12 protein-coding genes are annotated in these 12715 nt (G+C 53.2%); 5 read left to right on the top strand and 7 right to left on the bottom strand.

The genetic code is table 11. The features are described from left to right. Positions 1-22 precede the first annotated feature (22 nt). The 5 genes from M2298_RS19955 to M2298_RS19935 form a co-directional block, all read right to left on the bottom strand. Positions 23-1261, bottom strand: coding sequence for a PqqD family protein (locus M2298_RS19955; RefSeq protein ID WP_348521718.1), 1239 nt, complete (start codon positions 1259-1261; stop codon positions 23-25). Positions 1262-1288: 27 nt separating this feature from the next. Continuing rightward, positions 1289-2452: a HesA/MoeB/ThiF family protein gene (locus M2298_RS19950; protein ID WP_280648993.1), complete on the bottom strand. Its 1164-nt coding sequence runs from the start codon at positions 2450-2452 to the stop codon at positions 1289-1291. Positions 2453-2860: 408 nt separating this feature from the next. Next, positions 2861-3553, bottom strand: a complete 693-nt coding sequence (gene pcrB, locus M2298_RS19945) for a heptaprenylglyceryl phosphate synthase (RefSeq protein WP_122965543.1) — start codon at positions 3551-3553, stop codon at positions 2861-2863. A 17-nt stretch (positions 3554-3570) separates the two neighbouring features. Further along, entirely contained in the window at positions 3571-3861 is a 291-nt protein-coding gene (locus M2298_RS19940; protein ID WP_063229546.1) for a YerC/YecD family TrpR-related protein, read from the bottom strand. Positions 3862-3979: 118 nt separating this feature from the next. Further along, the gene (locus M2298_RS19935; RefSeq protein ID WP_122965544.1) at positions 3980-5044 is read right to left on the bottom strand and encodes a DUF3048 domain-containing protein; all 1065 of its coding nucleotides are present in this window, start codon (positions 5042-5044) and stop codon (positions 3980-3982) included. 173 nt (positions 5045-5217) lie between these two features. Between M2298_RS19935 and M2298_RS19930 the strand changes: the two genes are divergently transcribed. Together M2298_RS19930 and M2298_RS19925 are read left to right on the top strand one after the other, a co-directional pair. After that, positions 5218-5919: a response regulator transcription factor gene (locus tag M2298_RS19930; protein ID WP_122965622.1), complete on the top strand. Its 702-nt coding sequence runs from the start codon at positions 5218-5220 to the stop codon at positions 5917-5919. Beyond that, positions 5916-7319, top strand: a complete 1404-nt coding sequence (locus M2298_RS19925) for a sensor histidine kinase (protein WP_122965545.1) — start codon at positions 5916-5918, stop codon at positions 7317-7319. Before M2298_RS19930 ends, M2298_RS19925 begins: the two co-directional genes overlap by 4 nt. 72 nt (positions 7320-7391) lie before the next feature. Here the strand turns inward: M2298_RS19925 and M2298_RS19920 are convergent, their stop codons facing one another. Continuing rightward, complete coding sequence (locus M2298_RS19920) at positions 7392-8180, bottom strand: GNAT family N-acetyltransferase (RefSeq protein ID WP_173597848.1); 789 nt, start codon at positions 8178-8180, stop codon at positions 7392-7394. 102 nt (positions 8181-8282) lie between these two features. On the opposite strand from M2298_RS19920, the gene M2298_RS19915 reads away from it, so the two are divergent. Continuing rightward, entirely contained in the window at positions 8283-9782 is a 1500-nt protein-coding gene (locus tag M2298_RS19915; protein ID WP_063229548.1) for an IMP dehydrogenase, read from the top strand. Between the two features lie 61 nt (positions 9783-9843). Here the strand turns inward: M2298_RS19915 and M2298_RS19910 are convergent, their stop codons facing one another. Continuing rightward, positions 9844-10818, bottom strand: coding sequence for an aldo/keto reductase (locus M2298_RS19910; protein ID WP_173599462.1), 975 nt, complete (start codon positions 10816-10818; stop codon positions 9844-9846). Positions 10819-11026: 208 nt separating this feature from the next. Between M2298_RS19910 and M2298_RS19905 the strand changes: the two genes are divergently transcribed. Beyond that, on the top strand, positions 11027-11485 hold the full coding sequence (locus tag M2298_RS19905; RefSeq protein WP_173597846.1) for a MerR family transcriptional regulator: 459 nt from the start codon (positions 11027-11029) through the stop codon (positions 11483-11485). 7 nt (positions 11486-11492) lie between these two features. After that, entirely contained in the window at positions 11493-12668 is a 1176-nt protein-coding gene (locus M2298_RS19900) for an MFS transporter (protein ID WP_173597845.1), read from the top strand. Positions 12669-12715: the final 47 nt, after the last annotated feature.

Below are 12715 nucleotides of genomic sequence, written 5' to 3'. Positions count from 1 at the left end.
CCCCTTGCCGAAGGAGAGACGTTTACGCCTCCTGCAAGGATTTGGCCCGCTCCCGTTCGCTTTTTCTTTGTCGATAGGCGCGAAGCCACGACCAGCCTACGATGAAGAATGGAACCAACACGAGGATAATCAACAGGATGCCGTCCCAAAACTGCCACGAAGCGACAGAAGCGTGACGCATCTCATCGGCGATCTTCGCAATAAAATCAATCGCCATGCGCAGCTGGTACTGGACAAAAAACCAGATCGCCCAGACGGAACCGATCAAATACACCCAACTGTACCAACGGATGACCTGTTTTTCATGCAAGGAGACATACTCCCATTCCTCTTGCTCTTCCTGCGTCAACGACCGGATTTTGCTTTTCAGAAAAAGTCGCGTATTCATCAGCAGATTGGCGCAGCGAAAACGGGTGGCGAGCATGTAGTACACATCCGTTTGCATGAACACCATGAACTGAAACGCCAGCGCCATGAGCAAAATCACGTTAACCATGCGGATAAATGCCTGGATAAAAGGCAAGAGACTCACCCAGCCAGCGTCATGGGCGAAAAGCAGGATCACGCCGATCCCCCAAAATGTCGCGTCCCACGCCATTCCGGCCACAAACGCTTTGTAACGACGCCCCGGCTCCACCAGAACGATATTGGACATGTTCGTCTCCGCTACGGCAAAGACAAGCCGATGCCCCAGCCCGATGCGACTGCCGATGGAAAGCGACCGCGCCGCCAGCAAATGCGCCAGCTCATGAAAGAACAAAAACATCCAGATCGTCACAAACGAAGCCAGCACAGAAACGGTCACAGAAGTAGAGACAAAAATGTCGGAGTAGACCGGAATGTACTTGCCTGTGAAGGCGCACAGCAACACCCCGGCCAGAAATACACAGCCATACAGGCAAAAAGCTACACGGTTAAAGAAAAACTGTCCCGTCGCTTCCTTGATCCACGAAAAGTGGTCGACAACAGCAACCGGCTCGTTCACCACCTCGCCGTCTACCGTATGGACAAACTGGTAGGAAGCTGCGAGATCGTTGGCAAAGTCAAGCACGTCCACAGGCTCGCCCAGCCGTTCTTCCATGATCGTAGCGACTTCGTTTACGGTTTTGCCTTCATCAAGCAAATCGATGATTTCCACGCCAATAACCGGGAGTACAATAAAATTGCTGATATCGGTTCGCCCGATCAGCATCTCCTCTTCGTTTTCCGCCCGGCGCGCAAGCGGATGCATTTTGAGGACACTGTCGCCTGTCATCTTCACGCCAAAATCCCCTCCCTCTCTTCCGGATCAATGCCTCGCATTCACGTACACTTCGTTTGCCCTGACCTGAAAAATCGGCTCCTCGCCGTTGCCTTTTCCGCAAGTCGGACACGCTTGCTCGTTGCGCTCCCATTCGACGAACACTTTCTTTTCCAATGTGTTGAAATCAAACAACAGCAATTTTCCTGCCGATTGCACAGGCGCGATTCCCGTCAAAAACCGGACGGCATCCGAAGCCATCATGGCGGTAATCATCATCGTATTCGGCGCGATCGTAGCAGTAGGCGGCCTGAACTCGGTGTTGAGCAAGTTTTCAATCAGCCGCACGTAATCTTCCACCTGTTCGGAGCGGTGCAAATGCATGCAGTCCAGGCATCCCGTTTTCCCTGGATCGACCAAGAAAAACTGCCCTTCGATCAAATTAAAGCCCCCGGCAATATACGGGATGCCCAGATTGACGCAAGCCCGGTTCACCCATCTTGGCAAGACGAAAAATGGCTGATCGGCTGCCAGTACGACGAGATCGCTCCCGGCGATGACCTGCTCCACATCTGCACTGGACCCGATTTGCATCGTCTCGGTTTCGATTGCCACCCCTGAATGCAGTCTGGCGATGAAATCCCGCGCTGCCTCCACCTTTAGGCGTCCGACGTCTGCTTCACTGAACAACATCTGGCGGTTCAGGTTGTTCAGCTCTACCCTGTCAAAATCAACAAGTTTGATCTGCTCGATTCCCACTCCGACCAGATTGGCGAGCACCGTCGAGCCGAAAGCGCCCATGCCGAGGATGGTCACTTTTTTTCCGCTCAGTTGCTCCTGTACATAACTCGGGCTTTGTTCCAGGTTGGTAAACAGCGAGAAGAAGCGGATGTTCGCCTTGTATCGCTCTTTTTGCGCCAGCGTCAGGCCAGAAGCTTCCTCCGCCGCCTGGTCCATAATAAAGCCCAGGCCTCCGAGGTCTTCTACAGCTTCCGCTATCTCCTCGCGAGTAAGCTCAGGATATTCGCCAAGCAAAGCGCTATGTATATCTTCAATCGTGCGCGTTCCGTCCATCAGCTTGACCATCTTGCGTATCGCTTTGTTCTCGTCATCCAGCTCGACGGAATACCCGGGAGCATCTCCCATGCGAATCGTCTGTTCTGTCACTTCATAGACAGGATGCACCGGTTTGAACAAAGGGCGACGTACCATATAAAAACACCTCCGGGATAAGCGCGCTTAATTAAGTAAGATGAAAAAAGGGAATAGCCCGAGTGCTATCCCCCCAATGCATTGTGATTAAGCTGCTACTGCAGTTGTGCGAACGCTCTCTACCTTTTTCGCTTGGATTTTCATAATTCAGTTCCTCCTCTCTATGTAAGAAAATACTGACAATTATATTATATTTTGAAGAGTTAGAAAAATCTATAAGTTTTTTAAAATTTTATCCTATTTTGGTAATTTATTACTATACTTCAAAATTTCAATAGTCTGCCACTTCCATTTTATAGAAATAGACACAAAAAATGAATCCCCCAAGACGCTGCCGAACAGCATAAGCGGAGGGATTCATTTTACCAAACAAAAAAAGAGAGCCTTCTGCTTCGGCTCTCTCATTTCCTATTTTTCCCCTTTTACAGCCCCAACCGTAGCCAAAGCAGCCTGCAAGTCATCGTAGATTACGTTGCCAACGACGACTGTATCGGCGATTGCCGCCATTTCAGCGGCTTGCTGCGGGGTGCGGATGCCGCCGCCGTAGAAGACGTGCGCTTCGTCGGCCCCTGCCTTGCAAGCTTTGACGATGGAAGGATCGCCGTATGTACCGCTGTACTCCAGATAGACGATGGGCAAGCGGCAGATTTTGGTCGCGACTTGCGCATACGCTTTGGCTTCTGCTGCGTCTGTGATCGGCAGGGCAGAAGTCAGCTCGGCGACGCCGGCTTGCGGATTGGCGATCAGGTAGCCTTCCGTAATAATCTCATCCCAATGAATGTAGGCTCCGTACGTTTTGAGTCCCGAAACGTGCGGGGCGAACATCCAGTTTGGATCGCCTGCATTCAGCACGAGCGGGATCAGATAGGAATCGAATCCGGGAACAACCGCATCGAGCGACGAAATTTCCAGCACGGCCGGTACTGCGTAGCGGCGAATGCGGGACATCAGCTCAAGCGTATTGTCAAAAGTCACCCCATACGTGCCTCCAACGATAATCGCATCCGTGCCTGACTCGCAGATCAACTCTAGCGAATCGTCATCGATTGTTTTATCCGGGTCCAGTTTAAACGTATGGCGCCAACTGCGATAGTCAATCAACGTTGCCTGCCTCCTAGTTATTTTCCGATGCGCTCCAGCGCCATCTCGTATCCGTCGTTGCCGTAGTTCAGGCAACGCTTCACACGGGAAATAGTTGCTGTGCTGGCCCCTGTCTCAGCTTCAATCTGATTGTAGGTAAAGCCTTTTCTGAGCATGCGCGCCACTTCCAGGCGCTGCGCGAGCGACTGCATTTCGTTTACGGTGCACAGATCGTCAAAAAATTGATAGCATTCTTCCATGGTTTCCAGAGACAGAACCGCTTCAAACAGCTGCTCGATCCCTTTCCCCTTCAGTTTTTCCAGTTGCATTTTCGTCACCCCGTTATGGTATCCGTCTTCCGAACGGTTTCTCACTGTACAATTTTTAAGCACTAAAGCCCTACAATTAATCTTAGAAGAAACCGCCTTCATCCGCAAGCCCCAATCCCTAGTGGAACTTCAAGGATTGCGACAGACCCGGGGTATTCGGAAGAATTTCCACCCATGTATTTCCTGGCAAAAGCGGCGCTTCTTCCGTCAAAGCCGCATCCTCGTAGGCGCGAATCACGCCGTTGCTGCGCTTCCACTTGATTTTGCGCGCCTTGCCCTGCTGGAACAAATAACCGTCTCCAGGGCCGATCACATCGACCTGTCGGCGACCTTCGCTGTCCAATACACGATGCTTGGTCGAAATGACCAGCAAATTGGTCGTGGAAAGCTGCTTGTTGTCGCTCAAATCGACGTGCGGTTTGCCAGCTGTGAACCGCATGTACTTCTTCTGCTCGGCATCGTATGTAAAAGCAGCCTTGTTCAGCGCGTGAAAAGTCAGATCAATTTGCGTCGCAGGCTCGCCTTCCTTGATCTCGGCGTCATCCGCCAAGAAAGTGAAATGCGGCACTTCTGCGGTTGTCCGCATTTTTTTGTCTGCCATAGCCTGCTCGATCAGCTCTGGCTTGGTGTAAAGGTTATGCGGCATTTTGCGGAAGCTCTCCCGCCAGAAATAGCGCCCGTTCGGGATTTCATCCAGATGGCTGTAGTCGGACCGCGCCAATGTCTCCAGCGCCTCCTGACTGCCGCCAGCATGGACAAGCACAGCGTCGAAGCCGATGCCCAATTGAATGAAATAAGGGCGAATGCTGCGCACTGGCCCGACGACCTCCGGCTTTTGACTCTGGTATACCGTCAGAAAACGCGTCATCTCGCCTTCTGCCAGCACTTCGTAAATAATGTCCGCCTTGTTCAGTCCCGTCTGTGGCCGGGCTGGCGGCGCGTTGTTCACCATGACCATGACCGGGCGCTTGCTGTCCAGTCGTTCCTGGCTGCCAAGTCCCGTCAACGGCGCTTTATACGGGTACTGGATCGGTTGATTCGTCTCCGGTGGATTTTGCACGATAGGAGCGGTCGGCTGTTCTGGAGCCGGTGTCGGCTGTGTGTCAACCGGCTGCGGGCTGCACGCCGTAACGAATAGCAGCAGGGATAGTAGCATGAGTGACGTCTTCGTATGTCGTTTCACAAAATCGCTCCTTTCCATCTGTTGATGCCTTTTTTTCCCTACTTCTTTTTCGTGAGAGCGGAGGGGATTCCTGCTTCCACACGTTTTCCACGATTCTCATACGGACATGCCACACATCGCGTTTTTGGCTATGCTACAATAATGGAAAACAGATGCAAAGCGAGGGCGAAACCATGAATACCCCCTACCTTGTCTATCTGGTGGACGATGAAACCAACCTCCTGGATTTGCTGCAATCGTACTTGCAAAGCGCCGGATTGCAGGTCAAGGCGTTTTCCAGCGGTGCCGAAGTGCTGCCGTTGCTAGATGAAGAAACACAGCCGCATCTATGGATTTTGGACATCATGATGCCAGATATCGACGGCTACGAGCTGCTGCGACTCATTCGGGAAAAATCGAATGTACCGATCATTTTCATTTCCGCCCGCGACCAAGATGTCGATAAAATCATTGGACTGGAGCTGGGCAGCGACGATTATCTCGCCAAGCCGTTTTTGCCCCGCGAGCTGGTCATCCGCGCGAAAAAGCTTTTGCAGCGTACGTATGAAAAGCCTGGTGCTGCCGCAGCTTCCGCGCAAACTTTCCAGGATTGGGTAACGGTTGGCCCTTATATGATCTCAGAAAAAGGCCGGCAAGTAAAAGAAGGAGACGAATTGATCGATCTGACGACCAAAGAATTTGAGCTGATCATCTACCTTTTGCACAATCAGGGGCTGGCTCTGAACCGCGAGCAAATCCTGACCTCCATCTGGGGCGAGGACTACATCGGCTCCGACCGCGCTGTAGATGATCTCGTGAAGCGCATACGCAAAAAGATGGCGAAATTCCCGCTGGAAACCGTCTATGGCTTCGGTTACCGGATGACGCGCATATGAGCAAATTTCGCCTGAAAAACTTGCCGCTCTCCCGGCAGATTCTCATTTTGTTCATGCTGCTGACAAGCGTGCTGGGCGTCGGTCTCGGGATCGGCTATCCTTTGGCGGTCAAGCAATACCTCGTTTCCAATACGTACGCCTTGCTGGAGGACGAGTTCAACACGCTGTCCAAGCATATTTCCTTCAATGAAGACAACGAACTGCTGCCTGTTCCGGCTGCAGCCCCTTACTTTTTGCAACTGCTCCTCTCCCGCTACGAATACTCGTTTGACATGATCGTCTACGCAGAAAACGGGCGGGAGCTGGGCAGCCGCAGCAGCAGTGGGCGGATTCCGTATGAGGAAGCGCGCGAATTGTTTATCAAGGCAGCCGCGCATCCGAACGACCAGTTGCAGCACGGCACGTTGAGTCGCGGCGACGAAAACTACCTGTTCGTCAGCAAGCGCATGGACTACCACGGCTTTCCTTACTACATGGTGCTGTTCTCCAAGGAACAGGAGCTGAATCAGATCAATGCGATTCTCACCCGCCAGTTTTTGCTCGTGTTCAGCCTGCTTCTGCTCGTTAGCTGGCTGCTCGCCGTCTGGTTCAGCGGCTACTTGAGCAAACCGCTGCGCAGCCTGGACGAGCTGTGCAACAAGATTGCCCGCCGCCAGTTTGACATTCCGCTCGTGATGGACCGCGGAGACGAGATCGGCCAGTTGGCCCGCTCTTTTGACACGATGAAAAATCAATTGAAGGAATACGACGAATCGCAACGTCATTTTGTGCAAAACATCTCCCATGAGCTGAAAACGCCGATTATGGCGATCCAGGGCTACACCCAGGGCTTGATTGAAGGGGTCTTTCAGGGGCCGCAAGCGGAAAAAGGGCTGGCGATCATCATGGAAGAGAGCAAGCGGCTGGAAAAGGTCGTCGGACAACTGCTCTATTTGACCAAGATTGAATCTGTGGCGCAAATGATGCAGGTGGGACAAGTCGATCTGTCGGAAATGATGCACCTGCTGCGGCAACGGCTTGCCGTCCTGAATCCGCAAGTCGAATGGGAAGTCAATGTACCGTCTGATTTGATTGTGGAAGGCGACGGCGAGCAATTGAGCACGGCGTTCGTCAACATCATGGAAAACCAGCTCCGCTACGCGAAAAACCGTCTGACCATTACCGGACGCCAGCTAGGGCAAAACGTAGTGATCAGCATTTCCAATGATGGTCCACCCATCGAAGAATCGCTGCTCCCTCATCTGTTCCAGCGCTTCCGCAAAGGCAAATCCGGCAAGCACGGCCTCGGACTGGCTATCGCCCGCGCCGTTTTTGAAGCGCACAAAGGGACGATTATCGCTCGCAATGATGCAGGCGGTCCTTGCTTCACCATGACTGTTCCCGTTTCGTTCAAAGGCTGACTACTTCCACGTCAACAAGAGCGGCTTGCCCGATCCTCACGATCGCGGTCGAGCCGCTCCTTTTCACTTCGTTTACCAGGCAAATTCAAATTCAATAAAGGCGTAGCGGGACACCGTCTCATAGCCCAGCTTTTCATAGACGCGAATCGCAGCGGGATTATCCGCAAACACCATCAAGTAGACGTTTGGCGACTTTTCCAGCCCCATTCGGCTAATGTCTGAGGCGATCTGTGTCCCCAAGCCTTTTTTCCGATGCTTTTCGCTGGTGCCGATGTTCCCGATCTCCACAAAAGCATCGTCGTAGACGTGAAAGCCAGCCAAAGCCATTGGCTCGTCCTGTTCGGAAAAAAGCGCGATATGCGGCATTTCTTCCACTTCCTCGGCACGAAAGCTGATCATGCCAACCTGCCCGGCCAGCGCGACAGCAAGCTGCCCCTCTGAAGGAGCAAGCAAACGGGAACTTCCCGGCGCAAGCAGCCTGTCAGGCGCGACCAGCTTCATTAGCTGCAACGTCCTTTGCGCCCGGATGCCGGGAATTTTCACCCGCTCAAAAGCCGCTTGCGGCAAGCCAAACACGCCCGTCTGTCCTTCCGGCATATCGACAGACGGCTGCTGGCGAAAATAGTTCAGCATGTCAGTCGCATCGTACTCCCCCTCTGCGGCCAAAAGCTGCAAGGAAAAAGCATGGAAGGGCATCCCCTGCAAGTAAGCGCCAACTGCCCGCACCTCACCATCCTCCACGTCCGCTGCAAACACGCTGCGCTCCGGGCGAAGATGCACATTTCCATAAAAAATATACGATTGTTCCAATGTAATTGGCGTAAGCGAACTTATTTGTTCATATTTCAGCGGCAAAATCACTGCGAAAACACCCCTTCTTTCGATTCCCTATTGACGTTCTAACGCCTGGCGGTTACCATGATAAAAATTTCTCTTATAAAGATCATACAGGAGGAGAGAATTGTGGCTTTTTATTACACAGAACCATCTCGGACGTTTAACGAGTTTTTGCTGCTTCCGAATCTCACCACGAAAGAATGCACACCAAACAATGTGGACTTATCCACTCCGATTACCAAGTTTAAAAAAGGTGAAAAGCCAGCTATTACACTCAACATACCGTTCTCATCCGCAGTCATGCAAGCAGTTTCCGACCATCATATGGCGGTCGCATTGGCTAGATGTGGCGGTATTTCCTTTATTTTTGGCTCCCAATCGATCGAAAGCCAAGCGACCATGGTTCGCAAAGCGAAAAACCACAAGGCAGGCTTCGTTGTCAGCCGCTCCAATCTGACGCCAGAACATACATTGAAAGATATTTTGGCGCTGAAAGAACAGACAGGCCACTCCACCGTTGCGGTTACCGAAGATGGCTCCGCCAAAGGCAAGCTGCTCGGAATCGTCACCGGACGCGACTACCGTGTCAGCCGCGACTCGCAGGACAAGCTTGTGCGCGATATCATGACGCCGTTCTCCTCCCTGATCTACGGCAAATCCGGAATCACGCTGTCGGAAGCAAACGACCTGATCTGGGAGCACAAGCTCAACTGCCTCCCAATCGTGGATGAAAACCAAAACCTGGACTTCCTCGTATTCCGCAAAGACTACGATTCCCGCAAAAACAACCCGCTGTCGCTTCTCGATGCCAACAAAAGCTATATCGTAGGCGCGGGTATCAACACCAAAGACTATCAGGAGCGCGTTCCTGCGCTGGTAGAAGCGGGCGTTGACATTCTCGTCATCGACTCTTCGGACGGCTTCAGCGAATGGCAGCGCGATACTGTGCAATTTGTAAAAGAAAACTTCAACGTGCCAATCGGCGCCGGAAACGTTGTCGACAAGGAAGGCTTCCGCTACCTCGTCGAAGCAGGCGCAGACTTCGTCAAAGTAGGGATTGGCGGCGGCTCCATCTGCATCACGCGCGAGCAAAAAGGAATCGGGCGCGGCCAGGCTTCTGCTGTAATCGAAGTAGCGGCAGCCCGCGATGAATACTTCAAGGAAACAGGCATTTACGTACCGATCTGCTCGGACGGCGGCATCGTGCACGACTACCATATGACACTTGCTCTGGCAATGGGCGCAGACTTTGTCATGCTGGGCCGTTACTTCGCCCGCTTCGACGAAAGCCCGACCAAAAAAGTGAAAATCGGCAACAACTTCGTAAAAGAGTATTGGGGAGAAGGCTCCAACCGCGCACGCAACTGGCAGCGTTATGACACGGGCGGCAAAAGCGCGCTCGTGTTCGAGGAAGGCGTAGATTCGTACGTTCCTTACGCGGGAAGCCTGCGTGAAAACATGGACCGCACCCTGAGCAAAATCAAGTCGACCATGTGCAACTGCGGCTCCCTCTCCATCCCTGAGCTGCAACAAAAAGCGCGCATCACGCTCATTTCCGCTACCAGCCTGGTCGAAGGCGGAGCGCATGACGTCATTTTGAAAGAAAGCACAATGGCGGCTGAGTAACAGCATTGCAGTCAAAGCAGAAAAACGACGCGAAGATCAGTTCGCGTCGTTTTCTTATTTTTCACCCCAACCGATACACCGCAAACGGCTCCCCATAACGGTACGGCTCGCTCAACTGGTCGAGCTTTTGCATCGTTGCCTCGTCCAGCGCAAGCGTTGCGCTTTGCAAGTTGTCCGTGAGCTGTTCCACGCGAGTCGCGCCCACAATGACCGTCGAGACAGCAGGCTTGTGCATCAGCCAGGCAAGCGACAGGACGCTGGATGATACGCCCAGCTCAGCCGCAGCCTTGCCCACCTGCTGCCCGAACTCCAGGTTTTGTTCACTGAGCTTTTGGACGAAGCGCGGCTCTTTGTCAGCGCGTGAACCGGCAGGCGCCTTGTCCACGCTTGTATATTTTCCGGTCAAAATGCCCCCGGCAAGCGGGAAGTACGGGATGATGCCGACTCCCTGATCCAGACACATCGGCACCAGCTCCCGCTCCGGCGTACGATCCGCGAGCGAGTAGCTGACTTGCGTCGATACGTAGCGGTTCAAGCCTGCTTTCTCGCTGATCCCGATCGCTTTCATCAGCTCCCACGCCGCGTAGTTCGATGCCCCGATGTAGCGCACTTTTCCGGAGCGAACCATGTCATCGAGCGCCCGCAGCGTCTCTTCCAACGGCGTCTCGGGATCAAACGTGTGAATCTGGTACAAGTCGACGTAATCGGTGCGCAGCCGCTTCAAGCTGTCTTCCAGCTCCCGCATCAGATGATAGCGCGACGAGCCGCGCTGATTCGGCCCTTCGCCTTTTACCAGACCAGCCTTGGTCGCCAAAACAACCTCGTGCCGCTTCCCTTCCAGCGCCAGTCCGATAATGCGCTCCGATTCGGTTTGCGTGTAAATATTCGCCGTATCGATGAACGTAATCCCGTTCTCGATGGCGCTATGAATGATTTCTACGGATGTTCGTTCATCAGCACGCCCTCCAAATGAATTGGTTCCCAGTCCCAGGGCCGAAACGTTCAGCCCGCTTTTTCCCAAACGGTAATATTTCATGGTGGTCGACCTCGCTTTCCATAATTGAAATGGCTTGTGCAAGACTCTTTCATTATCGCGCATTTGCCGCTCGATTTCATGTTTTTCCCTCTATCGCCAAACAATAAGAGCACACTTGCACATTGCAAAACCATAACGTTTACGTTAAGGTTATAGTTGTGACGAAACGACTCGTGAAAATCATCTTGTTTCGGAAAGGGATGGACTGATGTACCGAATTGAAGAGGTTGCGAAAAAAACGAATTTGACCAAGCGAGCCTTGCGCTATTACGAAGAGCTTGGCCTGGTGTCTCCTTCCGGCAGGACGGAGAGCGGCTATCGCATGTACACGGAAGCGGACGTCGAACAAATTGTCCACGTAAAAGACATCCGCGACTTGCTCGGCGCCTCGTTGTCCGAGATTAAAGAAATGATGGAGCTGGGACGCAAATACGAGGAGCAGCGCGAGTTTTACCACCAGCACTACATGGGCCGCGAGCTGGAAGGCGAGGAGCTGCACAGGCGAATCGAGACGCTGAGAACTTTGGAAGAAACGCTCGGCAACCAACGGGACATTTTGCACGGGAAACTGACCAGAATGCAAGAGCTGCTGGAATCTTACGATGAGAAGCTTGCGCGGATCGTCACAAAACGCAATGAGCTGGAAGCAAAAGCAACAGGGAGGTAACACATTTATGTCTGCTGACGCACATTCTTTACGCACGATCTTGAAACAGCCCAAATCGGCCTACGCCGTGGCATTCGCCTGTGTCGTAGCCTTCATGGGGATCGGCCTGGTAGACCCGATTTTGCCTGCGATCGCTGCCAAGCTGCAAGCAACGCCAAGTCAGGTGTCTTTGTTGTTTACGAGTTACATGTTGATGACCGGGGTGACCATGCTCGTCACCGGATGGCTGTCCAGCCGCATCGGTCCGAAACGCACCATGCTGTTTGGTTTGCTCGCTATTATCATCTTTGCTTTTTTGGGCGGCATGGCAAATTCAATCGACGGGATCGTCTGGTTCCGCGCTGGCTGGGGACTGGGAAACGCATTCTTTATTTCGACCGCGCTTGCCGTCATCGTCAGCGTGGCAAGCGGGGGCACAGCTTCTGCGATTGTTTTGTATGAGGCAGCCATCGGACTCGGGATGTCGGTAGGCCCGCTTCTCGGCGGCTTGCTGGGAGGCATTAGCTGGCGCGGGCCGTTTTTTGGCGTTTCGGTGTTGATGGCGATCGCTTTTCTCGCTGTCTTCGTCCTCCTGAACGAAATACCGAAGCCGAAAAAACGCACTTCGCTGCTCGATCCGTTTCGCGCCCTGCGCTACCCTGGACTGTTCACCATGGCAGTAACTGCCTTGCTCTACAACTTCGGATTTTTTACCCTGCTCGCCTATTCGCCGTTTGTGCTGCATATGGATGAGCACAGCTTGGGATTGGTCTTCTTTTTCTGGGGAGTTTTGCTCGCCATTACGTCCGTGATCGTCGCTCCCAAGCTGACCGATCGTTTTGGCTCTGTCCCGACCTTGTACACCATGCTGTTGTTGCTCGCCCTGGATTTGGCTTACATGGGCTTCGCCGTCTCCTCGCAGACCGGGCTGGTCGTCGCGATCGCAGTCGCCGGGGCGATTTTGGGGATCATCAATACCGTTTTGACTACGGTTGTCATGGACGTCGCTCCGGTGGAACGCGCGGTTGCCTCGTCTGCGTACAGCTTCGTCCGCTTTGTGGGCGGCGCCATCGCCCCTTGGCTTGCCGGAAAGCTCGCCGAGTGGTACTCGTCCCAGGTGCCGTTCTACGTCGGAGCCATCGTCGTACTGATCAGCATTGTCGCTCTGTCGGCAGGACGCCGCCATTTGGCAAACGTCCACTAACCAACCAATCAGGCATAACAAAGGCACCTGTACGGCTGCAAAAGGAA

It is taken from the genome of Brevibacillus sp. 1238, from assembly GCF_029892995.1.
Lineage (GTDB): Bacteria > Bacillota > Bacilli > Brevibacillales > Brevibacillaceae > Brevibacillus > Brevibacillus parabrevis.
Note: the sequence above shows the minus strand (reverse complement) of the source record. Positions and strands in the feature narration are given on the sequence as shown.

Coding starts and splice junctions, on each gene's coding strand:
- M2298_RS19930 (WP_122965622.1), top strand. CDS start 5,218: ATGAATACCCCCTACCTTGTCTATCTGGTGGACGATGAAACCAACCTC.
- M2298_RS19905 (WP_173597846.1), top strand. CDS start 11,027: ATGTACCGAATTGAAGAGGTTGCGAAAAAAACGAATTTGACCAAGCGA.
- M2298_RS19910 (WP_173599462.1), bottom strand. CDS start 10,818: ATGAAATATTACCGTTTGGGAAAAAGCGGGCTGAACGTTTCGGCCCTG.
- M2298_RS19925 (WP_122965545.1), top strand. CDS start 5,916: ATGAGCAAATTTCGCCTGAAAAACTTGCCGCTCTCCCGGCAGATTCTC.
- M2298_RS19950 (WP_280648993.1), bottom strand. CDS start 2,452: ATGGTACGTCGCCCTTTGTTCAAACCGGTGCATCCTGTCTATGAAGTG.
- M2298_RS19900 (WP_173597845.1), top strand. CDS start 11,493: ATGTCTGCTGACGCACATTCTTTACGCACGATCTTGAAACAGCCCAAA.
- M2298_RS19940 (WP_063229546.1), bottom strand. CDS start 3,861: ATGCAACTGGAAAAACTGAAGGGGAAAGGGATCGAGCAGCTGTTTGAA.